Annotated in this window: 16 protein-coding genes and 1 pseudogene; 14 read left to right on the top strand and 3 right to left on the bottom strand. The window is 59.2% G+C overall.

The features are described 5' to 3' along the window. Positions 1-108 precede the first annotated feature (108 nt). A pseudogene (locus tag L1249_RS10255) lies at positions 109-1637 on the bottom strand (carbohydrate porin). 353 nt (positions 1638-1990) lie between these two features. Between L1249_RS10255 and L1249_RS10250 the strand changes: the two are divergent. The 6 genes from L1249_RS10250 (at position 1991) to L1249_RS10225 (ending at position 9201) form a co-directional block, all read left to right on the top strand. Then, a complete protein-coding gene (locus L1249_RS10250) occupies positions 1991-3262 on the top strand; it encodes an ABC transporter substrate-binding protein (RefSeq protein ID WP_228168881.1) in 1272 nt (423 codons plus the stop codon). Positions 3263-3276: 14 nt separating this feature from the next. Further along, positions 3277-4269, top strand: a complete 993-nt coding sequence (locus L1249_RS10245; protein ID WP_062374551.1) for a carbohydrate ABC transporter permease — start codon at positions 3277-3279, stop codon at positions 4267-4269. Next, entirely contained in the window at positions 4269-5111 is an 843-nt protein-coding gene (locus L1249_RS10240; RefSeq protein WP_062360289.1) for a carbohydrate ABC transporter permease, read from the top strand. The genes L1249_RS10245 and L1249_RS10240 overlap by 1 nt, the downstream gene beginning before the upstream one ends. Before the next feature lie 69 nt (positions 5112-5180). Further along, complete coding sequence (locus L1249_RS10235) at positions 5181-6797, top strand: alpha-glucosidase family protein (protein WP_228168882.1); 1617 nt, start codon at positions 5181-5183, stop codon at positions 6795-6797. A 65-nt stretch (positions 6798-6862) separates the two neighbouring features. Beyond that, on the top strand, positions 6863-7969 hold the full coding sequence (locus L1249_RS10230; protein ID WP_230834778.1) for an ABC transporter ATP-binding protein: 1107 nt from the start codon (positions 6863-6865) through the stop codon (positions 7967-7969). 200 nt (positions 7970-8169) lie between these two features. Next, positions 8170-9201, top strand: a complete 1032-nt coding sequence (locus L1249_RS10225) for a LacI family DNA-binding transcriptional regulator (RefSeq protein WP_044629384.1) — start codon at positions 8170-8172, stop codon at positions 9199-9201. Positions 9202-9215: 14 nt separating this feature from the next. On the opposite strand, the gene gap is transcribed toward L1249_RS10225, so the two are convergent. Beyond that, positions 9216-10220, bottom strand: coding sequence for a type I glyceraldehyde-3-phosphate dehydrogenase (gene gap, locus L1249_RS10220; RefSeq protein WP_230834777.1), 1005 nt, complete (start codon positions 10218-10220; stop codon positions 9216-9218). A gap of 243 nt (positions 10221-10463) precedes the next feature. On the opposite strand from gap, the gene pyk reads away from it, so the two are divergent. Together pyk and L1249_RS10210 are read left to right on the top strand one after the other, a co-directional pair. Next, positions 10464-11930 (top strand): pyruvate kinase, encoded by a 1467-nt coding sequence (gene pyk, locus L1249_RS10215; protein ID WP_230834776.1) that lies wholly within the window; start codon positions 10464-10466, stop codon positions 11928-11930. Between the two features lie 54 nt (positions 11931-11984). Next, positions 11985-12461: a methylglyoxal synthase gene (locus L1249_RS10210; protein WP_230834775.1), complete on the top strand. Its 477-nt coding sequence runs from the start codon at positions 11985-11987 to the stop codon at positions 12459-12461. Positions 12462-12478: 17 nt separating this feature from the next. Here the strand turns inward: L1249_RS10210 and cra are convergent, their stop codons facing one another. After that, positions 12479-13453, bottom strand: a complete 975-nt coding sequence (gene cra / locus L1249_RS10205; RefSeq protein WP_230834774.1) for a catabolite repressor/activator — start codon at positions 13451-13453, stop codon at positions 12479-12481. Positions 13454-13690: 237 nt separating this feature from the next. On the opposite strand from cra, the gene ptsP reads away from it, so the two are divergent. The 6 genes from ptsP to L1249_RS10175 all read left to right on the top strand — a co-directional run bounded on the left by ptsP (position 13691) and on the right by L1249_RS10175 (position 21948). Further along, positions 13691-16561 carry a phosphoenolpyruvate--protein phosphotransferase gene (gene ptsP / locus L1249_RS10200; protein WP_230834773.1) on the top strand — a complete coding sequence of 957 codons (2871 nt, stop codon included), beginning with the start codon at positions 13691-13693 and terminating at the stop codon, positions 16559-16561. Continuing rightward, positions 16561-17532 (top strand): 1-phosphofructokinase, encoded by a 972-nt coding sequence (gene pfkB / locus L1249_RS10195; protein ID WP_054645205.1) that lies wholly within the window; start codon positions 16561-16563, stop codon positions 17530-17532. The genes ptsP and pfkB overlap by 1 nt, the downstream gene beginning before the upstream one ends. After that, entirely contained in the window at positions 17529-19265 is a 1737-nt protein-coding gene (locus L1249_RS10190) for a PTS fructose-like transporter subunit IIB (RefSeq protein WP_230834772.1), read from the top strand. Before pfkB ends, L1249_RS10190 begins: the two co-directional genes overlap by 4 nt. Before the next feature lie 235 nt (positions 19266-19500). Further along, positions 19501-21168, top strand: a complete 1668-nt coding sequence (gene pgi / locus L1249_RS10185; protein WP_235253556.1) for a glucose-6-phosphate isomerase — start codon at positions 19501-19503, stop codon at positions 21166-21168. Positions 21169-21409: 241 nt separating this feature from the next. Next, positions 21410-21667, top strand: coding sequence for a helix-turn-helix domain-containing protein (locus L1249_RS10180; protein WP_074210730.1), 258 nt, complete (start codon positions 21410-21412; stop codon positions 21665-21667). Next, positions 21664-21948 carry a HipA N-terminal domain-containing protein gene (locus L1249_RS10175; RefSeq protein WP_089675467.1) on the top strand — a complete coding sequence of 95 codons (285 nt, stop codon included), beginning with the start codon at positions 21664-21666 and terminating at the stop codon, positions 21946-21948. Before L1249_RS10180 ends, L1249_RS10175 begins: the two co-directional genes overlap by 4 nt. The last annotated feature ends 119 nt before the right edge of the window (positions 21949-22067 follow it).

Here is a 22067-nt window from a genome sequence, read left to right as displayed (position 1 = left end):
CCTAGCCTAGTAAACCTAGGCTAATAAAAAGCCCGCGACGAATCGCGGGCAATCAGCATTGGTGAAACAAACGTATCAATAACAGCCTTGCTAGTGAGTGGTTCGCCCTTAGAACCATACCTCGGTTTGTACGCCGAAGGTGAACTCACCGCCAGTAAAGCCATCGCTGCCAAGTAGTGAATTCCCACCGTAACTGTTCAGGCTCTCATCCCAGTCGCTATAGGAGTGAACAGACGAATTTCAGGACGCTTCCAGAACCCGCCAACTTCCGGCTTGAAGGTCGGGGCGATGGTGAACTTCATGTAGTCGCCATCGACAGCGTTGCGGTCGCTGTAGCCCTGCGGTTTGAAATCCATCCACTGGTAGCTGGCTTCGTACTGCATTTCAAAGTTCTGGTTAATCTCGTTCGCCAGACGAACGTTCAGGGTCGCCCAGTCGTAGCTGTCACCGCTAGCAAAACGGTCATCGCTGGTTTCCGCCAGAATGGCGGGAGCAATGCGCCACTTCGGAGCAACATAGGTTGTACCGTAAACGGCCAGACGCGTCGTGGAGGCATCGTCGGTTAGATCACCATTGCTACCGAGCCCCTTCACTTCGGCACCCAAGCCTTGGCCATGCAGAACCGCCGCTTTGAAGTTACCTTCACCCAAGCCGAAGAAGCTGTCGCCGTGTTAGGCCACCATGGTATGAAAGCCATTCTCGGCTGCTTCCTGCCCAGCGCCAATATTACGGGTGTCGTTATCGGCGGCGGACATGCCGTTAACCATCCACTGCCAATTACCGAAGTAATTGTTGGAGGTCAGGATCAAGTTATCGGTATCGTCTTTGAGGCCTGGGTTTTCGCTACTAACCACATCAAAGTCGGCGAAACTGCGTCCATAGATTGATAGGTTAGAGGTCCAGTTATCGGCTAGTTGCATATCATAGATACCGCCACCGGTACCGGCGAGGAAGACTACATCGCTATCGAGCCAGTGGATGTCGAAGTTATCCCGGTCGAAGCGCTTACCCGCCCAGATGGAGGCATTTTCGAAGGCCCCGGTGAAGCTGGGCAGGTCGCTGAACTCGGCATAGGCCTGACGGACGTTGAGCTGGGACTCATCTCCCGTCCAGTCGTTGCTGGTATTGACACTGTCCGCAATCATCGTGGTGTAGCGGGCTTTTGCACCGTTATCAAACTGCATCCGGTAGTTCAGGATGGCTTCAGAGTAGGTGTCCGGCTCGTTACCCAAACGCCCCACTGCGCCGCCATTACCACCGGCGGGCGTTAGGTACGGGCCGCCCGGTGCGCTTTTGCCATCTTCACCGATCAACAGGCCAGAACGAGCATACACGTTGAACGAGAAGCCCTCTTCGCCGCTGGCCTGGCGTTCGACGCGGGCCAGGCGCTCTTCGATATCGGCATTGGTAGTCGCCGCAGCCGGGGCGCTGGATGCAGGCGCGGTTCCACGACCTTGCTCGGCTAGCTCGGCGCGGCGCTCGGCAGCCTCAGCCCGCTGCTCGGCGGCCGCAATGCGCGCTTCTAGCTCGGCAAAGCGCTCTTCCATCGTCGTGTCGGCGTTGGCAACACCGCAAAGTCCGAGGCTGGCAGTGGCAACGGCGATGGCTAATGGTGTCTTGAATGTCATTTTGTGCATTGTTTTAAATCTATTTTAAATCCTATTTTTGTTCTGATCGTGACGCTGGCTCCAGGCACCGCCTTCCCTTGAATAATGTTGCAAAGCAACTTCTATTTTGAGCCGAAGAGCGACAGCCACTAAAACTTAATCGATTAAGAGCTAGTAAACCAACAAGCTTTTACTAATTATCGACCAATGTCTAAAGCACTATTTATCTTAGAGAAACCGAATTGAAATAGATTAGACAAAAGTCTCTATTGAACTTCACGATGACAGACGGCTAACTGGCAGCGTACTTAATCGTTTAAGTAGGCGCTACAAGCGCTCTGATCCCCCATCACCCACAACAATAAACGCCGAGGAACGCCGTAATGAAAAAGACACTACTCACTTCAGCTATCGCTTTGGCCAGTCTTGCCAGTACCACCGGGTCTGCCCAGGCGGTCGAACTGACGATTTCCTGTGGTGCGGTTGGTGCAGAGTTGACCCTTTGCCAAGAAGGCGTGCGCGCTTGGGAAGAGAAAACCGGCCACAGCGTCGATGTGGTTTCAACGCCCAACTCATCCACTGAGCGCCTGTCTCTCTATCAACAAATTCTCTCCGCCAACTCCAGCGATATCGACGTCATGCAAATCGACGTGGTGTGGCCCGGCCTGTTGGCCAATCACCTGCTCGATCTTCGCGAGGTATTGGGTGACGACGCAGCCGCGGGCCATTTCGAGACGATCGTGGTCAACAACACCATCGATGATCGTCTGGTCGCCATGCCGTGGTTTACCGATGCGGGGGTGCTTTACTACCGGGAAGACCTGTTGGAAAAGCATGGCCACGAGGTGCCCACCACGTGGCAAGACCTGACTGAGATTGCGCGCGATATTCAAAACGCTGAGCGTGAAGCGGGCAACAGCCGCATGCAGGGCTTCGTATTCCAAGGGCGCGCCTATGAAGGGCTGACCGTCAACGCCTTGGAATGGGTCGCCAGCTTTGGCGGCGGTACCGTGGTCGATAATGACGGCGAAGTGACCATCAACAACGAGCGCGCTGCCCAAGCGCTGGATCTCGCTGCCTCTTGGATCGGTGACATCTCCCCGGAAGGCGTGCTGAACTACACCGAAGAGGAAGCACGGGGTGTTTTCCAGGGCGGCAATGCCGTCTTCATGCGCAACTGGCCTTACGCCTGGGCGCTGGCCCAAAGCGATGACAGCGACGTACGCGGCAAAGTAGGCGTCGTGCAGCTGCCTGCTGGCGGTGAAGAGGGCCAAAGCGCTGCGGGCCTGGGCGGCTGGAACCTGGCCGTGTCGCGCTACAGCGAGCATCCTGACATTGCGGCGGATTTGGTGGCTTACCTGACCGGTGAAGAAGAGCAGAAACGTCGCGCCATTCAGGCGTCCTACAACCCCACCATCGATGCGCTCTACCAGGACCAGGAAGTACTGGAAGCGGTGCCCTTCTTCGGCACGCTCTACGACACCTTCACGAGTGCGGTTGCCCGCCCCTCTGCACCTACCGGCGGTGCCTATGGCCGGGTCAGCAACGCCTTCTTTAGCACCTCTCATGACGTGCTGTCCGGCACCAAAGATGGCGCTCAAGCCGTCGCTGACCTTGAAGGCGAATTGCTGCGCCTGAAGCGTCGCAACTGGTAAACGCGGAGACACCTATGTCGAGCTCTTCTCACCACTCTCACCAAAACGCGCCCCTCGGGGCGCGTTCCGCCACGCCAGCGCGGCGGCAACGGGGTACCAAGGTCCGCCGCCAACGCGTCAAGGCGGCGTGGCTGTTCTTAGCCCCCATGCTGATTGCCCTCACGCTGGTGGCGGGCTGGCCGTTACTTCGCACCTTCTTTCTCAGCTTTACCGATGCGTCGCTGTCCGATTTAGGCGCCGCAAACCTGATTGGCTTTGAAAACTATCTGGTTTACGACAACGGCCGCTGGTTTGGCGTGCTAGCCGACCCGGTATGGTGGCAGTCCGTGTGGAACACGGTCTACTTCTCGGTCGTTTCCGTTTCGCTGGAAGTAGTGTTTGGCGTCATCGTGGCGCTGATTCTGAACGCAGAATTTAAAGGCCGTGTGATTGTTCGTGCGGCGGTCCTCATCCCTTGGGCCATCCCCACCATTGTCTCAGCCCAGATGTGGGCGTGGATGCTGAATGATCAGTTCGGCATCATCAACCACCTGCTGATGGTGGTTGGCATTATTGATAATCCCATCGCCTGGACAGCCAGCGCCACCTACTCCATGTGGGCGGTCATTATGGTTGACGTTTGGAAGACCATTCCTTTCGTCGCGCTGCTGGTGTTAGCCGCGCTGCAGATGCTGCCTAAAGATTGCTATGAAGCTGCTGAGGTGGATGGCATTCACCCCGTGCGCGTGTTCTTCAAGGTCACGCTACCGCTGATTACTCCAGCGCTAATGGTGGCGGTAATCTTCCGCCTGCTGGATGCGCTGCGCGTATTCGACGTGATCTACGTATTGACCTCCAACTCCACCAGCACGATGTCGATGTCGGTGTATGCGCGCCAGCAGCTGGTGGAATTCCAGGACGTCGGCTATGGCAGTGCGGCCTCTACGCTGCTGTTCCTGATCATCGCGCTGGCCACCGTGGCTTATCTCTACCTTGGCCGCAAACAGATTCAATTGGGAGGTGACTGATGAACAGCCGCCAGTTCGCCAAAATTGCTAAACGCGTTGGTTTTTGGGCACTGATTGCCGTCATTATGGTGTATGCAGTGTTCCCGTTTTACTACGCGGTGATCACCTCGGTAAAACCCTCTAGCGACCTGTTCCGCGTGGAGCTATGGCCCTCTACCTGGAACCTGGACAACTACGCGCAAATCTTTAGCCAATCGAGCTTTGTGCGGGCGATTTTTAACTCGATCATTGTCGCGTTCAGCGTGGTGTTCATCGCTTTGCTGTTAGGCATTACCGCCTCTTATGCGCTGGGTCGGGTACGCTTTCGCGGCCGTTCGACGGTGCTGCTGGTCATTCTGGGCGTTTCGATGTTCCCTCAAGTGGCCGTGCTCTCTGGGCTGTTCGAGGTAATTCGCGCGCTGAACCTTTACAACAACCCGGCGGGCCTGATTCTCAGCTACACCATCTTCACCCTGCCCTTTACGGTGTGGGTGCTCACCACCTTTATGAAGCAGCTGCCCATGGAGCTGGAAGAGGCGGCGATCATGGATGGGGCAACGCCCTGGGTGACCATCACCAAGGTATTTCTGCCGCTGATGTGGCCGGCCATGGCGACCACGGGCCTGCTCGCATTCATCGCCGCCTGGAACGAGTTTCTGTTCGCACTGACCTTCACGCTCACCGATGCGCAGCGCACGGTGCCGGTCGCGATTGCCCTTCTGTCAGGCGGTAGTGCCTACGAATTGCCCTGGGGGCCGATCATGGCCGCGTCCGTCGTGGTCACCGTACCGCTGGTGATTTTGGTCATCATTTTCCAGCGCCGCATTGTGTCCGGCCTAACCGCGGGTGCCGTGAAGGGCTAAGCCCCTGCGCAATAACGCCTCTATGAATTCGCTGATAAACCTCAGCAACCGTTTTTAAGGAACACAGTAATGCAAGACAACATGATGTGGTGGCGCGGCGGTGTAATCTATCAAATTTACCCGCGCAGCTTTTTAGATAGCCGTGGCGACGGCGTAGGCGATCTGAACGGCATCACCGAAAAGCTGGATTACGTGGCTTCCCTCAACGTGGACGGCATCTGGCTATCGCCCTTTTTCACCTCGCCGATGCTCGACTTTGGCTATGACGTGAGTGACTACCGCGACGTAGACCCGATGTTCGGCACCCTGGACGACTTCAAGGCGCTGCTGGAAAAAGCCCATTCGCTGGGCTTGAAAGTGATGATCGATCAGGTGATCAGCCATACCTCCGATCAGCACCCCTGGTTCCAGGAGAGCCGCCAGGATCGCACCAATCCTAAAGCCGACTGGTTTGTGTGGGCCGACCCGAAACCCGACGGCACGCCGCCCAACAACTGGCTGTCGATCTTTGGCGGCTCGGCGTGGACCTTCGACTCCCGCCGCCAGCAGTACTATCTGCACAACTTCCTGACCAGCCAGCCGGACGTCAATTTCCACCACCCGGAAGCGCGTCAGGCACAGCTGGACAACATGCGCTTCTGGCTCGATCTGGGCGTCGATGGGTTCCGTCTGGACACGGTCAACTTCTACTTCCACGATGCCGAGCTGCGGGACAACCCGCCGGTGACCAAAGGCGAAGCCAAAACCCTGGGCGCCCCGGAAGCAAACCCCTATACCTGGCAGCGCCATGTCTACGACCTCAGCCGCCCGGAAAACCTGGACTTCCTCAAAGACCTCCGTGCGCTGATGGATGAGTACCCCGGCACCACCACCGTAGGTGAAATTGGCGACGATAACCCGCTAGAGCGCATGGCCGAGTACACCGCCGGTGGCGATAAGCTGCACATGGCGTACACCTTCGACCTGCTCAACATGCCCCACTCCGCGAGCTACCTGCGCGAAGTGATTGAACGCTTCCAGCGCTTAGCAGGCGACGCTTGGCCCTGCTGGGCAACCTCCAACCACGATGTGGTGCGTAGCGCGACTCGCTGGGGGGCTGACGAAGACCCCAACGCCTACCCGAAAGTGATGCTGGCCATGCTGTTCTCACTGCGCGGCAGTGTGTGCCTGTACCAAGGCGAAGAGCTGGGCCTGCCGGAAGCGGACGTGCCCTTCGAGCGCATTCAAGACCCCTACGGCAAAGTGCTGTGGCCTGAGTTTAAAGGCCGCGACGGCTGCCGCACGCCCATGCCGTGGACCGACGGCGAACAGGGCGGCTTCTCTCCGGTGGAACCGTGGCTGCCCATGGAAGCTCGTCACTTGGATTTGGCGGTGAGCCGCCAGCAGGATGACCCCAACGCCACGCTCAACACCGTACGCGCCCTGCTAGCGTTCCGCCGCAGCCAACCGGCCATGTTCGATGGCGACTTGGCACTGGTAGACGTTGGCGAGGAGCTACTTGGCTTTACCCGTCAAAAAGGCGACGAGACCCTGCTGTGCGTGTTCAACCTGACCGGGCAAGAGCAGCAAACCACCCTGCCTGTGGAGGTCGCCAGCGACTTGCCGGTCGCCCACTTTACCGCCACGCGAGACGGCAGCACGCTCACGCTGCCCGCGTACCAAGCCGCCTTTATGCAGGTTGCCTAAACGCCGCCCATAACAGTTAATAACGATAGCCGACCCGCTCCGATCGAGGTCGGCAAGGAGTTACCATGGCAAGTGTTACGCTTGAAAAGGTCAATAAGGTATTTGGCCGCGATCACATCATCAAAGACGTTGATCTTTCCATTGGCGACGGTGAGTTTGTCGTATTTGTTGGCCCCTCCGGCTGCGGTAAATCCACGCTGCTGCGCTTAATCGCCGGTCTTGAATCAATCACCGATGGCGACCTGAATATTGGCGGCACCGTGGTCAACGACTTACCGCCTCGTGAACGCGGCGTAGGCATGGTGTTTCAGTCCTACGCGCTCTACCCGCACATGACCGTTTACGACAATATGGCGTTTGGTCTTAAGCTGGCCAACACCGCCAAAGAGACCGTTCACGAGCGGGTGATGAGCACGGCAAAAATCCTGCAGTTGGAAGAGCTTTTACACCGTAAGCCCAAAGCCCTCTCTGGCGGCCAGCGCCAGCGGGTGGCGATGGGCCGTGCCATGGCGCGGGAGCCGCGCATTCTGCTGTTTGACGAGCCGCTCTCCAACCTGGATGCCTCGCTGCGGGTGCAGATGCGTAACGAGATCGCCCGCCTGCACAACCGTCTCGGCTCTACCATGATTTACGTCACCCACGATCAGGTCGAAGCCATGACCCTGGCGGATAAAATCGTGGTGCTAAACCGCGGTCATATCGAGCAAGTGGGCAGCCCTCACGAGCTGTACCAGCGTCCGGCCACTAAATTCGTAGCCGGCTTTATTGGCTCACCCACCATGAACTTTATGCCCGCCGAGCTACTGAGCGGCACCGCCGACGGCTGCCGAGTGAAAGCGGCGGGAGTGGGAGAAGTATCATTGCCACAAGCGGGCGACGCTTACTCGAAAGGCTCCTCGCTCACACTTGGCGTGCGCCCCGAGCACCTTCGCCTGGAAGCGCCTCAGGGCGATAACTGCTTTGATATCGTCAACGTTGAATACCTGGGTAACGAAGTCTACGTGTATCTGGAGCCGAAAGAGGGCTCTACCCTGCTGATCCACCGCAGCGAAGCGCCCAGCCAGTGGCAAGAGGGTCAACAGGTGTCGCTGGTGCCGGATACCGAGCATGTACATCTGTTCGACGAAAGCGGGGCCGCGTTAATCCTCTCTGCTACACGCACAGCAGCTTAAATACTGCTAGAAAGCCCCATCACGGCCTTGGCTGGGTGAAACGTCTTCCCAAAGAGTGTAGTCGTCACACCATCAAGGCCGTTATTCTTGTGCACTACAAGTAAATAATTAGCCTGCGTTGTAAATACCGCCCAGGCAACGCACTCTCTCCGCCCATAATCTTCACCTGTTTAGGAAGCACCGTGACCGCCCCTCGCCGAATGACCCTAAAGGATCTTGCGCTCGAACTCGGCGTCTCAACCGCGACGATTTCCAACGCCTTTAACCGACCCGACCAGCTCTCCCCGCTACTGCGCGACCGCATTCTTAAGGAAGCTAAGCGGCTGGGGTATAGTGGACCCGACGCCAAAGCACGCAGCCTGCGCACCGGACGCTCCAGCATCGTGGCGGTGATTCTGGCCGAAAGCCTGACTTACAGCCTGAACGATGCCGTGGCCAGTGAGTTTCTCTCTGGCGTGGCTGAAGTGCTGGATGCCCACGGCCATACCATGCTGTTATTACCGGGCCGAGGCCATGCTTCCCAGCCACCCGGCTCGGCTAATATCGCCGATGGATTTATCGTTTACGGGCTGATGCCCAACAATAAACTGCTGAACGAACTGTCCTCTCAACGCCCTTTGGTGTCGGTAGACTTCGATATCGACGGCAGCCCTACCGTGCACATCGATGATCGTGATGCCAGCTACGCGATGGCAACCCATGCGCTTAAGCAGCGCCCTCTTCGGCCTGCCATTATCAACCTGCGTTTAACTAAAGAGCACTGCAATGGCCGGGTGACCAAAGAGCACACGATGCTGCCCGACAGCAGCACGATAAGCCGTGCGCGCCTGGCCGGTTTTCATGCCGCGCTCACTGAGCATGGCTTTGATACCGAACAGGTTCCGCTGTGGAATATTGAAGAGAACGTGTTTGACGTGTGCTCGCCGGTGATTACCGAGATCATCGATCTGCCCGCTGAGCAGCGTCCAGATCTACTACTATGCATGTCAGACCGAATTGCACTCACTGCGCTAACGCTAGCAGAGCAGCGAGGCATTCACGTCCCAGGGGAGTTACGAATTACCGGCTTTGACGGCATTGCCGAAGGGCAGTACCGGGCGCCACGCTTAACCACCGTACGCCAGGACAGCGCAGGTAAAGGGCGCGTGGCAGCCAAAATGATTTTAGGCCGAATACCAAAAACCCAGCAGCTGCTCAAAACCGAGCTGCTGCTGGGCGATACCTGCCCTTAAAGATCAAACAGGCGTTATTTGGCGGTTTTCTGCATGGCGATGGCGGTATCCAACATACGGTTGGAGAAGCCCCACTCGTTGTCGTACCACGCCATGATCTTCACCAGACGACCATTAACGCGAGTATGGTTAGCGTCAAAGGTAGACGAGTGCGCATCGTGATTGAAGTCGATAGACACCAGCGGCTGGGCGTTGACGGCCAAGACCGGGGAGTTTGCGGCGGCTTTCTCGACAATCGCGTTGATCTCTTCTTTGGTGGTATCACGACCCGCAGTAAAGGTTAGATCCACCAGAGAAACGTTGATCACCGGCACGCGCACGGCCAGGCCATCGAACTTACCCGCTAGCTCCGGCAGTACCAAACCCACGGCTGCCGCCGCGCCGGTTTTGGTCGGAATCATGGAGTGAGTGGCACTACGCGCACGGTAGGGGTCGGAGTGATACACATCCGACAGGTTCTGGTCGTTGGTGTAGGCATGAACCGTGGTCATCAGGCCGTTTTCGATACCAACAGCGTCGTTCAGCGCTTTGGCAACCGGTGCTAGGCAGTTCGTCGTGCACGACGCATTGGACACCACAGTGTGCTCAGCGGTGAGGATGTGGTCATTCACACCGTAAACGATGGTGGCATCCGCGTCCGGGCTGGGAGCTGAGATCAGCACACGCTTGGCGCCCGCAGCAATATGCTTGGCAGCCGCCTCGCGCTTGGTGAACAGACCAGTACACTCCATGACGAGATCGATATCCATGGACGCCCAGGGTAGGTTGGCCGGATCACGCTCGGAGGAGATCGTAATACGATCACCATCTACGCTGATGCTTTCGGCGTCATGCTCGACACTGAAGGGGAAGTGACCGTGAACCGTATCATGACGCAGTAGATGGGAATTAAGCGAAGGGTCACCCAGATCATTGATCGCAACCACCTGAACGCGATCACGGTAGCCGTTTTCATACAGTGCACGCAGTACGTTACGGCCAATCCGTCCAAATCCGTTAATGGCAACTCTTATTGTCATGGTAGCACCTCAATCAAGCAGTGGTCGTAGATGGCGTATCCAGTAAAAAAATTACTAAAAATACGTATTTAAGCACCTATAGGCCGATTTTAACCTGCCATAACCGCCCCTAAAGGCTAATAACTATCCAATATGTAGTAAAATTACTATATAAAGGCTATCGTAGTCCAATACTTAATCAACGATTCATCAGCCCTTTTTATAGTCTATGTTCAGCCCACGCTGCTCATTAGGAGTACCACTATGACACGCGCAACGTCCCCAACCCCCCTTCGTCGTACCAAAATCGTCGCCACGCTTGGCCCAGCCAGTGACCGCCCCGGGGTGTTGGAAGCCATGCTAAAAGCGGGCGTTGACGTGGTGCGGCTGAATTTCTCCCACGGCTCTGCTGATGATCATCGCCGCCGCCTCACCGAAGTACGCGAGATTGCTCAGCGCTTAGGCCGCAGCGTAGCGGCACTGGGCGACTTGCAAGGCCCTAAAATTCGCATTTCGCGCTTCAAAGAAGGCGCTATCCACTTAGACATCGGCCAAGTGTTTGTGCTCGATATGGCTATGGATGCCAATAGCGGCACCGCCGAACGCGTCGGCTGCGACTACAAAGCGCTCATCGATGACGTCGCCCCCGGCGACCGTCTGCTGCTGGACGATGGTCGCGTCGTGCTGGACGTCACGTCTATCGTTGGGCAAGAAGTTCACACCCGAGTTCACGTGGGCGGCAAGCTGTCCAACAATAAAGGCATCAACAAGCAAGGCGGCGGCCTTTCCGCCCCAGCGCTGACCGATAAGGATAAAGAAGACCTGAAAACCGCCATCGAGATTGGCGTGGATTACCTCGCCGTTTCGTTTCCACGCAGCGCCGCCGACATGCAGGAAGCGCGTGCTCTACTGGGCGACGAGGGCAAAGAGATCGGGCTGGTGGCGAAATTGGAGCGTGCCGAGGCCGTTGCCAACGACGAAACTCTAGACGCCATCATCGAAGCGTCAGAAGCAGTCATGGTCGCTCGCGGCGACCTGGGCGTAGAGATTGGCGATGAGGCGCTGATCGGCACGCAAAAGCGCATTATCAAGCATGCCCGTTCGCTGAATCGCGCGGTGATCACCGCCACCCAAATGATGGAGTCGATGATCGAATCGCCGCTGCCTACGCGTGCCGAAGTGTTCGACGTGGCCAATGCCGTGCTGGATGCCACCGATGCCGTCATGCTCTCTGCGGAAACGGCGGCAGGCGACTACCCGGTGGAAACCATTGAAGCCATGGACCGCGTCTGCCTAGGTGCCGAGCGGGAGCGCATCGCCCAAGCCTCCGGCCACCGCATCCATGAAGGCTTCGAGCGGATCGATGAAACCATTGCGCTCTCCGCCATGTACGCCGCCAACCATCTGACCGGCGTACGCGCCATTGCCTGCATGACCTCCACCGGCTACACGCCGCTGATTGCCTCGCGCATTCGCTCGGGCCTGCCAATCGTAGGCTTGGCCCATAGCCCCATCGCCCAGCGGCGCATGGCGCTTTACCGCGGCGTGGTCTCGCTTCCATTCGATACCACGCACATGGAGCCGACCGAAGTGAACCAGGAAGCCATCAAGCTGCTGAAGGCCCATGGATTGGCACGCCCAGGCGAGCATGTCATTCTTACTCGCGGCGACCACATGAATGCCCACGGTGGCACCAACGCCATGAAAGTACTGGCCGTCGACGCCGAATGAATAACCGTCTCGACGGACGATGAATAACAATCGAATGACCAGGAGAGCCATGCCATGAACGATGCCCGCCCACCCCGCCAAGCCGTGCGCACGCTGCAACCGCGCAAGCGTATTGCGCTGATTGCCCACGATGGCAAAAAAACCGAGATGCTGGAGTGGGCGACGCGCTGGCAAGACACACTGAGCCAGCATACGCTGATTGGCACAGGCACTACCGCAGGGCGGCTGAAAACCGCCCTGGGGCTAGAAGTGGAAGGCTTAATGAGCGGGCCGCTAGGCGGCGACCAGCAGATCGGCGCGCGTATCGCCGAGCAGCAGCTCGACGTATTGATCTTCTTCTGGGACCCCTTTGCACCGCAGCCCCACGACCCGGATGTGAAAGCGCTGTTGCGTTTGGCGGCGCTATGGAACGTGCCGGTAGCGTGTAATGCGGCCAGTGCCGACTTTCTGCTCTCCTCGCCCTATCTTAGCGAACGCTATGATATGTCGATTCCCGACGCGAATGCCTGGGCAAAGGCCCGCACGGTATAGCCGCGCGCACCTCTTACTTAGCGAGTACGCAGGTGGCGTGCCACCACCTGCTGACCGCATTGGTAGCTTCCGTTCATCGCGACCAGCGCGCACTGCAGCGTCAGCTCGGCGATGCGGTCGTAATCTTGCAGTGCCGAATTGACCGGCTGCGGCAGAAAATCTAGCAGGCGGTGGTCACCAAACGTGGCTAACCGCAGCGTCTCTGGCAGCCCCCCCTGGGCGAGCAGCTCATCAAACACACCTTCCATGAGCGCATAAGACGCCGTGACCAGCGCGTCGATCTCACCTACCGCCAAGGCTTGCTTAGCCAGCTCAACGCCTGCGTCACGCTCATAGCGCTCGCCGCTAAAGGTGACGGCTTCAACTCCCTGCCCTTCTAATGCCTCTAAGAATCCCGCACGGCGCTCCCGGCTAACCGACAGCTCAGGCATTGCATCCAGCCACGCGATTCGCCGCGTTGAACTCGTCATCACCGAGCGCGTCAGCGCGTAAGCCGCCTTTTGGTCATTGCTCACCACGCTGGCAAAACGCTCGGGGGTCAGGCCACGGTCCATCCCAACGACGCTCCAGCCTTCGTCGGCCAAATCTGTATAAAAAGTGTCGCTCTCTGGCAGACAGCTGGCGGTAATCAGCACCTCACAGCGCTGGGCGCGCAGCGCCAAGGCCAGCGCGCGCTCACTATCCGCGCAGTCATCGGAACTCACCACCAGCAGCTGGTAGCCGCGCTCACGAGCACCGCGCTCCAAGCGTTTAGCGAGGCGCGCATAGCTGATGTTTTCTAAATCCGGGACGATCAGGCCAATTAAGCGGCTAGCGCCCCGGCGCAGCGCGGCGGCCTGGGGGTCAATGTGATAGCGGTGCTGACGCACCACAGCCATCACTTTATCAATAGTGGCCGGGCTAATGCGTCGCTGCTCGGCCTGGCCGTTGATTACATAGCTTGCCGTGGTGCGCGAAACCCCGGCAAGCCGGGCAATATCGGCAAGTGTCATGCTGGTTTCTCCCTAGATGAAGACGGCAGTTTAGCAGCCGTTTTACCCTCTTCAGACAAAAGTCTAAAGAAACAACCCTTGTGCCAAAAAGTGAATCGATTCAGCATAGCCAACTAACCACAGGTGACACGATTCATCCAGCTAACCTTAACGATCTACGACTAACGTTTTATGCGTGCACTTTCGCCGCCAATCGCAGACGTTGCCGTTGCCTGACCGCGTTTACAGGAGACCCCTATGTTGACACTCGGCCCCGATGACATCTTGCTCGACCGCCACGCGGACAACTGGCAAGCTGCGCTCGACAGCGCCGCCAACGCCCTGGCAGAGGCTGGCCTGGTGGCGGCCGAGTATCGCGATGGCCTCCACGCCCGCGAAGCGCAGTCCTCTACCTACCTAGGCAACGCCATTGCCATTCCCCACGGCACTCCGGAAAGCCGCCATCACGTCAAACGTACCGGCGTACGGGTGCTGCAGTTCCCTAAAGGGGTGCAGTGGCACGACGGCAACACCGTTCACGTACTGGTCACGATAGCGGCACAAAACGACGAACACCTAGATATTCTGCGCCAGCTAACCCACGTCCTCGACCGCGACGGCGTAGCAACCGAGTTGGCCCGCGCCAGCTCCGCCGCCGATGTTGCGCGCCTGCTCTCGAAGCCGTCATTAGCACCGCGCCTGAATGCCGATACGCTGTGTGTTAACTTCCCCGCCCGCGACCCGCAGGAACTGGCCCTGGCGGCGGCAGCGCGGCTGCGTCAAAGCGGCTGCGTGGATAACGGCTTTATTAGTGCCGTGGCGAGCGCCCAGCCCCAGTGGTTGGGCAAAGGCTTATGGCTTTCAAGCCACGCCCAAGGGGTCAACCAGCCCGCACTAGGCGTGGCAACGCCCGCCGATAGCACCATCGAGCATGGCGGTCATCCGGTTCATGCGCTATTCTGCTTGGCCGCCAGCGGCGATGCCCACCGGCCGCTGCTCGAACAGTTGATGGCGGTACTAGAGAACGGCGAAAGCGACAGCTTTGTGGGCAAAAATAGCGCCCAACTGCTGGCAGCGCTGGCCGGTGAAACCGCCAGCACCCAAACCCGCCGCGTGCGCGTTCTGAACCCCCACGGCCTGCACGCCCGCCCGGCCAAACAGCTGGTACAGATCGCTCGTGCCCAGCCCATGCCCATCAACGTACGCCTGGAAGAGGGCAGCGCCACTACCGTCTCTGCCGCCAGCTTGACCAAAGTGATTGGCCTGGGTGCACGCCGTGGCCAATGGCTGATTTTCTCCGCCGAGGGCGAACAGGCAAATGCCGCGTTAGACGCCATTGCCGCCGCCGTCGAGAGTGGCTTGGGTGAGAAAGTCACGCCCTTCGATGGCGGTCGCGACGCGGCCCCAGCCGCTAGCACCAGTAAGCCCGCCGTCGAACCACTCGCTGCCGATACGCCCCATTCTGGCGTTGCCGCTTCGCCGGGTTTGGCGATTGCCCCGGTGTTCGTCATTCGCCCGATGCAGTTCGACTATCCTGAGCACGCCAATCAGCCCGACGACGAGATCGCCCGCCTGGAGGCAGCGCTGAAAGAAGGGGCTGCCCAGCTTCAGGCGCTGGTACACAAAGCCCCCGGCGGCGAAGTGGCCGACATTCTCTCTATGCACGAAGAGATGCTCGACGACCCCGAATTGCACCAGGCGGCGATTGACGCCATCCGCGAAGGCCGCTCGGCGGAAGCGGGCTGGTGGGAAGCTATCGACACCGCCGCCCACGCCCAAGAGATGCTGGCCGACAGACTGCTGGCCGAACGCGCCGCCGACCTGCGCGATGTCGGCCGCCGCGTGCTCGGCGTGCTTTGCGACGTCAGCCTGCCCGAGCCGCCCGAGCACCCCTATATCTTGGTGATGGACGATATCGGCCCCTCCGATGTGGCCCGCTTGGATACCTCCCGCGTGCGTGGCCTGCTGACCGTGCGCGGCGGCGCCACCGCCCACAGCGCGATTTTGGCCCGTGCGCTGGGCATTCCTGCCGTCGTAGGCGCCGGTGAAGCGGTCATGGCGCTACACAACGGCGGCATGATGATTCTGGATGGCGAGCGCGGCCGCGTGACCTCGCAGCCTTCCGAGGAGCGCCTGCGCCGCGCCGAGCAGCAGCTGCTCGACCAGCAGCAGCGTGAAGCGGACGCCTGGGAGCTGCGCTTCGAGCAGGCGCAAACCCGCGACGGTCACCGGGTTGAGGTTGCCGCCAACCTGGGCAACACCGCCCACGCCGCCGATGCGGTAGAGCGCGGCGCGGAAGGCGTCGGCCTTTTGCGCACCGAGTTCCTGTTTATGGCCTACTCCAGCGCGCCAGATCTCGCCACGCAAATCGCCGAATACCGTGAAGCCACCGATGCCCTCGACGGCCGCCCCCTCGTCGCCCGCACCCTGGACGTCGGCGGCGACAAGCCGCTGCCCTACTGGCCAGTGCCCCAGGAAGACAACCCCTTCCTCGGCCTGCGCGGTATTCGCTTAGCGCTGACCCAACCAGACGTGTTAGAAACCCAGATTCGCGCGCTGCTAATGGCCGCCGTCGGTAAACCGCTACGCATTATGCTGCCGATGGTCAAAGACGTGGCCGAGTTCCGCACCGCCAAAGCCATTTACGACCGCCTGCTCAACGAGATCTCCCCCCAGCAGCGCGCCACCGATGTACAGCTTGGCGTGATGATTGAGGTGCCCTCCAGCGCCTTGCTAGCACCGACGCTGGCCGCCGAGGTCGACTTCTTCTCAGTGGGTACCAACGATTTAACCCAGTACACCCTCGCGATTGATCGCGGCCACCCAGAGCTATCCGCTCAAGCCGATGGCCTGCACCCGGCGGTACTGCGGTTGATCCAAATGACCGTCGAAGCCGCCCACGCTCACGGCAAATGGGTCGGTGTTTGCGGCGAGCTGGCTTCTGATGCCATGGCCGTGCCGGTTCTGGTGGGTTTAGGTGTCGATGAACTCTCGGTGAGTGCACGCCAAATCCCGCTGGTCAAAGCCCGCCTGCGCGAGTTTGATCTTGCCCAAGCCCAGGCTAGTGCCCAGTTGGCGCTGAGCCAAGCTACCAGCGACGACGTCCGCGACGCCCTGGAGGCCCGCTAATGGCACGCGTGGTCTGTATTACGCTCAACCCCGCGCTGGATCTCGCCTTCAACCTGGATGCGCTGACGCTGGGGCACGTCAACCGCCCCACTAGCGCGCAGCTAGAAGCCGCAGGTAAAGGGGTGAACGTCGCGCGGGTGCTGGCAAGCCTGGGCCACGAGGTGATCGTGAGCGGCTTTTTGGGCGAAGAGAACGACGCCCCTTTCAGCCGCGCCTTCCCCCGTTACGGCGTCATCGACGCCTTCGTGCGGGTGCCGGGCAGCACGCGCATCAACGCCAAACTGGCCGAGCAGAGCGGCCGCGTGACCGACATCAACGGCCCCGGCATGCCCATCGAAGCTGCCCATCTGGAGGCGTTACGCACCGCGCTCGATGGCCTGTTCGAGAGTGGCGCGCCGCCTGAGGCTGTGGTGGTCGCAGGCAGCCTGCCTCCCGGCATCGACCAACCCGCGTTTGGCGAACTGCTTGCCTTCTTGAAAGATTTCGGGGTGCCGCTGTGGGTGGATACCAGCGGCCCGGCGCTGCTCACGGCAATTGCCGCGCAGCCTGCCGCCGTAAAACCCAACGAAACCGAGCTGGCCGACTGGGCAGGAAGCGCGCTGGATACCGAACAGCAGCGCCAAGCCGCCGCCAAGCGGCTGCACGCCAGCGGTATCGAACACGCGCTGATTTCAGCGGGTGCTGAAGGCGTTTTATGGGTGAGCCAGCACGGGATTTGGCAATCCACGCCGCCGACCGTCACCGCCACCAATACCGTTTGCGCGGGCGACACCTTTGTGGCCGGTATGCTCCACGGGCTGCTAAGCCAGCACACACCCGTCGATACGCTTCGTTTCGCCACGGCGCTTTCTGCCGAAGCGGTACGCCATGTTGGCGTAGGCACTTCCCACGCCGATGATTTCGACTCACTCCAACAAAAGACCCGGGTACGGCGTCTTGACGACACCCACACCGAGGGAGCCACGCGATGAACCTGATCCTGATTACCGCCTGCCCCAGCGGCATGGCGACCACTTTCCTGGCCGCCAAGCGCCTAGAGCAAGCCGCCACGCGGCTAGGCTGGAACGTTCATGTGGAGATGCACGGCGAAATTGCGCCGCTGCAAGCCGCCAGCGCTGAACAGATCGCCAACGCCGACTTGATCGTCGTGGCCGCCGACCACGTACCCGCCCCGGAGCGGTTCGAAGGTAAGCGGCTATTCCAGGCTCCTATTGCCAGCGCCCTGCCCGACCCCAGCGCTTTCTTGAGCCAGGCCAAGCGGGAAGCGCCGATCTACAGTGCCCCGGCAGCCACAGCGGCTGCCCCGACTAGCAGTGCGGGGGGTAAAAACATCATTGCCGTCACCGCCTGCCCCACCGGGGTTGCGCACACCTTTATGGCCGCCGAAGCGCTCGCCGAAGCGGGCAAGGCCATGGGCCACCAGATCCGCGTCGAAACCCAAGGCTCGGTGGGCGCGCAGAACCAACTCACCGACGACGACATCGCCGCCGCCGACGTCGTCGTGCTGGCCTGCGATATCGAAGTCGACCCCTCGCGCTTTGCGGGTAAGCGAATTTACCGAACGTCGACCGGCAACGCGCTCAAAAAGCCGCGCCCGACCCTGGAGGCCGCCCTCACTGACGCTGCCGTGGAAGACGTCACCAGCACTGCTGGCAGCGCCACGGCCAAAAAAAGCATCAAAGAAAAAGGCATTTATAAGCACCTGCTGACTGGCGTGTCATTCATGCTGCCCATGGTGGTCGCAGGCGGCCTGCTCATCGCCCTCTCATTCGTGTTCGGTATCGAGGCCTTCCAGGAGGAAGGCACCCTGGCCGCCGCGCTAATGCAGATTGGTGGCGGCACGGCCTTCGCACTGATGATTCCCGTTCTAGCGGGCTACATCGCCTACTCGATTGCCGACCGCCCCGGCATTGCCCCCGGCATGATTGGCGGCATGTTGGCCGCCGAGATTGGCTCCGGATTTATCGGCGGTATTCTGGCCGGTTTCCTGGCGGGCTATGTGGCACTCGCCGTCACGCGCTACGTGAAGCTGCCCTCCAGCGTCGAGTCGCTCAAACCGATTCTGATCATCCCGCTGATTGCCAGCTTGGTCACCGGCCTGACGATGATCTACGTGATTGGCGAGCCGGTGGCTGCCGTGCTGAGCGCGCTCACCAGCTTCCTGGAGTCCATGGGCTCGACCAATGCCGTGCTGCTGGGCATTCTGCTCGGCGCCATGATGTGCTTCGACCTAGGTGGCCCGGTCAACAAAGCGGCTTACACCTTTGGCGTCGGCCTGTTGGCCTCTGAAACCTACGGCCCAATGGCCGCGATCATGGCCGCTGGCATGGTGCCCGCAATTGGTATGGGTATCGCCAGCTTCGTGGCGCGCAACAAGTTCTCTGCCCCCGAGCGCGAAGCGGGTAAAGCCTCGTTCGTGCTGGGCCTGTGCTTTATCAGTGAAGGCGCGATTCCCTTCGCGGCGAAAGACCCGCTGCGCGTGATTCCCGCCTGTATCGCCGGGGGCGCGGTCACGGGTGCGCTCTCCATGCTGGTGGGGGCCAAGCTGATGGCCCCCCATGGCGGTATCTTCGTGCTGCTGATTCCTAACGCCATTACTCCCGCTCTGCTTTACCTGGGCGCCATTGTGGTGGGCTCATTGATCACCGGCCTGGGCTACGCGTTTATCAAACGTGGCGCTGCCCAAGTAGCCGTTGCCAGCTAAAAGCGGCACACTAAGGGCGAGGCAACCTCGCCCTTTTGCTGTTTAGTCAGCCGTTCAAGACGTCCACCACCCCGCTGTTTTATTAACCATTTTTCTTACCATTTATCGCTAACTGTTGTTCTCAAGCGCGCAATATGTAGTATTTTTACATAAATAACAGCGACGCCAGGGGTTGGACACGCCCCGTTAGCGATAACGATGTAAAACAGATGCAAAAACAACAGGACCGCCCGTTATGTTTCAACTCACTCGCAGCGTTACTTGGCAGACCCTAGAGCGCCTGCGCGATAAAACCGCCAATGACCGCATTCGTGACTACTTTACGAATGATCCGCAGCGCTTTGAAAAAATGAGCCTGCGCGTCGGCGGCCTCTTTCTAGATTACTCCAAGCATCAGGTATCGGATGAAGTGCTGGCCAAACTGATTGAGCTAGCCGACCACTCCGCCCTGGTACAGCGCCGCGCCCAGATGTTCTCTGGCGACATTATCAACGTGACCGAGAACCGTCCGGTACTCCACACCGCCCTACGCCATTTGGGCGATGAGCCGGTGTATGTGGACGGCGAAGACGTGATGCCAGAAATCACCCGCACCCGCGAGCAGATCAAGCTGTTCTCGGAAGCGGTGCGTAGCGGCGAGTGGAAAGGCTATAACGGCCAGCGCATTAAAGACGTGGTCAATATCGGTATTGGCGGCTCGGACCTCGGCCCTAACATGGCGGTGCGTGCGCTGTTGAAATATCGCCACCCGGAGCTGCACTTCCACTTCGTTTCCAACGTGGACGGCACCCATATTCAGAAAGTGCTGTCGCGGCTAGACCCCGCCACCACGCTGTTTATCGTCTCTACGAAAACCTTCTCCACCCAGGAAACCCTGCTCAACGCCAAGACGGCACGGCGCTGGTTCCTGGAGAACGCTGGCGAAGACGCCGACGTGGGCGCGCACTTCATTGCCGCGTCCACCAACCGCAAAGCGGCCATGGAGTTCGGCATTCGCGAAGAGAACGTGTTCGAGTTTTGGGCCTGGGTGGGCGGACGTTACTCCATGTGGTCGTCCATTGGCCTGCCCATTGCGCTCTCGATTGGCTTCGAAGGCTTCATCGAGCTGCTGGAAGGCGCCCATGAGATGGACCGGCACTTTATCGAAGCGCCTTTCGCTCAGAACATGCCGGTACTGATGGCGCTGATCGGCATTTGGTACATCAACTTCATTGGCGCGGAAACCCAGGCCATCGTGCCCTACGACCAAGCGCTGAACCAGTTGCCTTCTTTCCTGCAGCAGCTGGACATGGAGTCCAACGGTAAGTCGGTGGATATTTTCGGCCACCCGGTGAACTACAAAACCGGCCCGATTGTATGGGGCCAAACCGGCTCCAACGGCCAGCACGCCTTCTTCCAGCTGCTGCACCAGGGCACTCGCTACGTGCCCATCGACTTTATTGCCTCTCTCAAGCCGGAACCGGGAGTGGAAGATCACCACTTCGCGCTGCTGACCAATATGCTGGCCCAAGCCAACGCCTTTATGGAAGGCAGCCAAGGCGACAGCAAAGAGCTTAGCCAGCTCGACCCCTACAGCTGCCCCGGCAACCGCCCCTCCAGCACCCTACTGCTCGACGAGCTAACGCCGAAAAACCTGGGCGCGCTGATTGCGCTCTATGAGCACAAGGTGTTTGTGCAGGGCGTAATCTGGAACATCAACTCGTTCGACCAGTGGGGCGTGCAGCTAGGGAAGCGCATCGCCGGTGAAATCAGCGAACGCATCGACGCCAACGCCGCCGACTTCGACGCTTCCACCCAGGGGCTTCTGGAGTTAGTACGAGCGCACTTTCCCAGCAGCGCACGCAAAGCCGATAGCGCCGAGCCAGCAAGCAGCGATAAAAAACCGGTGCGGAAGAAGCGATAAAGCAACTATGGCTCACCAGTGCCCCTACTGCTGTGGGGGCACTTTTTTGAGCCTTGGCTTACCTAGCTTCATTTCAAAACTCGGCGGATGAGTAGCAAACATCTGCCTGCTCTTTATTTCCCTATAGGGATAAAGGCCTCTCTTTTCGATCATCCTACGCATTATTTTCCCTACAGGGAAAGATCAGCTAGTATATCTGTTTTCATCCAGAAATTTTCCTTATCGGGAAAATGGAGCATGTATGCGTACCCTGCCAGCAACGACGGAAACGCCCCTTCACTCAATTGAATCCGCCAAGAGTCTCGGCCTGTTAATTCGACAAGCCCGCAAACGCCAACATCTGACACTAGAGACGGTGGCAGGACTATGCGGCGTCAGCATTCGTTTTTTAAGTGAACTCGAAAATGGCCGTGATACATGTGGCATAGGAAGAGTATTACGCGTGTTAGAAACACTTGGCATAGAGCTTCTCGCCCAGCCCATGGATAGTGATCTATGACCCCAGACCAGCTTATCGTTTGGCAAAACCATCAGCGAGTAGGTACCCTCTGGCGTGGTTTAGATGGCCGTCTCATGGGCTTTGAATATGACGAAGAGTGGCAAGCTAGCGGACAAGCAATTTCCAATAGCCTTCCTTTAAACCAACGAACATGGCCGCCCGAAACGCTGACCGCCCACCACTGGTTTGGCAACTTGCTGCCAGAAGAGCAGGCGCGCGCTGCTCTTATTCGCCAACTGGGCATTCCTGATCAAAATGCGCGTCAAACCTCGGCCTTTTAGGCCGAGGCAGGATAGCGCGAGGCGCGCAGCGCCTCTTAGTTGACATGCTAGATTTACCACGTTAATTTTTAGCCATGACGACCGTACACCGTGCCTACCGCTATCGGTTTTATCCCACG

The sequence above is a fragment of the Halomonas sp. Cn5-12 genome (assembly GCF_021532545.1).
GTDB lineage: Bacteria > Pseudomonadota > Gammaproteobacteria > Pseudomonadales > Halomonadaceae > Vreelandella > Vreelandella aquamarina.
The sequence above is the reverse complement of the archived record's forward strand: the minus strand, read 5'-3'. Positions and strand labels throughout refer to the sequence as shown.

Coding starts and splice junctions, on each gene's coding strand:
- L1249_RS10250 (WP_228168881.1), top strand. CDS start 1,991: ATGAAAAAGACACTACTCACTTCAGCTATCGCTTTGGCCAGTCTTGCC.
- L1249_RS10245 (WP_062374551.1), top strand. CDS start 3,277: ATGTCGAGCTCTTCTCACCACTCTCACCAAAACGCGCCCCTCGGGGCG.
- L1249_RS10240 (WP_062360289.1), top strand. CDS start 4,269: ATGAACAGCCGCCAGTTCGCCAAAATTGCTAAACGCGTTGGTTTTTGG.
- L1249_RS10235 (WP_228168882.1), top strand. CDS start 5,181: ATGCAAGACAACATGATGTGGTGGCGCGGCGGTGTAATCTATCAAATT.
- L1249_RS10230 (WP_230834778.1), top strand. CDS start 6,863: ATGGCAAGTGTTACGCTTGAAAAGGTCAATAAGGTATTTGGCCGCGAT.
- L1249_RS10225 (WP_044629384.1), top strand. CDS start 8,170: ATGACCCTAAAGGATCTTGCGCTCGAACTCGGCGTCTCAACCGCGACG.
- gap (WP_230834777.1), bottom strand. CDS start 10,220: ATGACAATAAGAGTTGCCATTAACGGATTTGGACGGATTGGCCGTAAC.
- pyk (WP_230834776.1), top strand. CDS start 10,464: ATGACACGCGCAACGTCCCCAACCCCCCTTCGTCGTACCAAAATCGTC.
- L1249_RS10210 (WP_230834775.1), top strand. CDS start 11,985: ATGAACGATGCCCGCCCACCCCGCCAAGCCGTGCGCACGCTGCAACCG.
- cra (WP_230834774.1), bottom strand. CDS start 13,453: ATGACACTTGCCGATATTGCCCGGCTTGCCGGGGTTTCGCGCACCACG.
- ptsP (WP_230834773.1), top strand. CDS start 13,691: ATGTTGACACTCGGCCCCGATGACATCTTGCTCGACCGCCACGCGGAC.
- pfkB (WP_054645205.1), top strand. CDS start 16,561: ATGGCACGCGTGGTCTGTATTACGCTCAACCCCGCGCTGGATCTCGCC.
- L1249_RS10190 (WP_230834772.1), top strand. CDS start 17,529: ATGAACCTGATCCTGATTACCGCCTGCCCCAGCGGCATGGCGACCACT.
- pgi (WP_235253556.1), top strand. CDS start 19,501: ATGTTTCAACTCACTCGCAGCGTTACTTGGCAGACCCTAGAGCGCCTG.
- L1249_RS10180 (WP_074210730.1), top strand. CDS start 21,410: ATGCGTACCCTGCCAGCAACGACGGAAACGCCCCTTCACTCAATTGAA.
- L1249_RS10175 (WP_089675467.1), top strand. CDS start 21,664: ATGACCCCAGACCAGCTTATCGTTTGGCAAAACCATCAGCGAGTAGGT.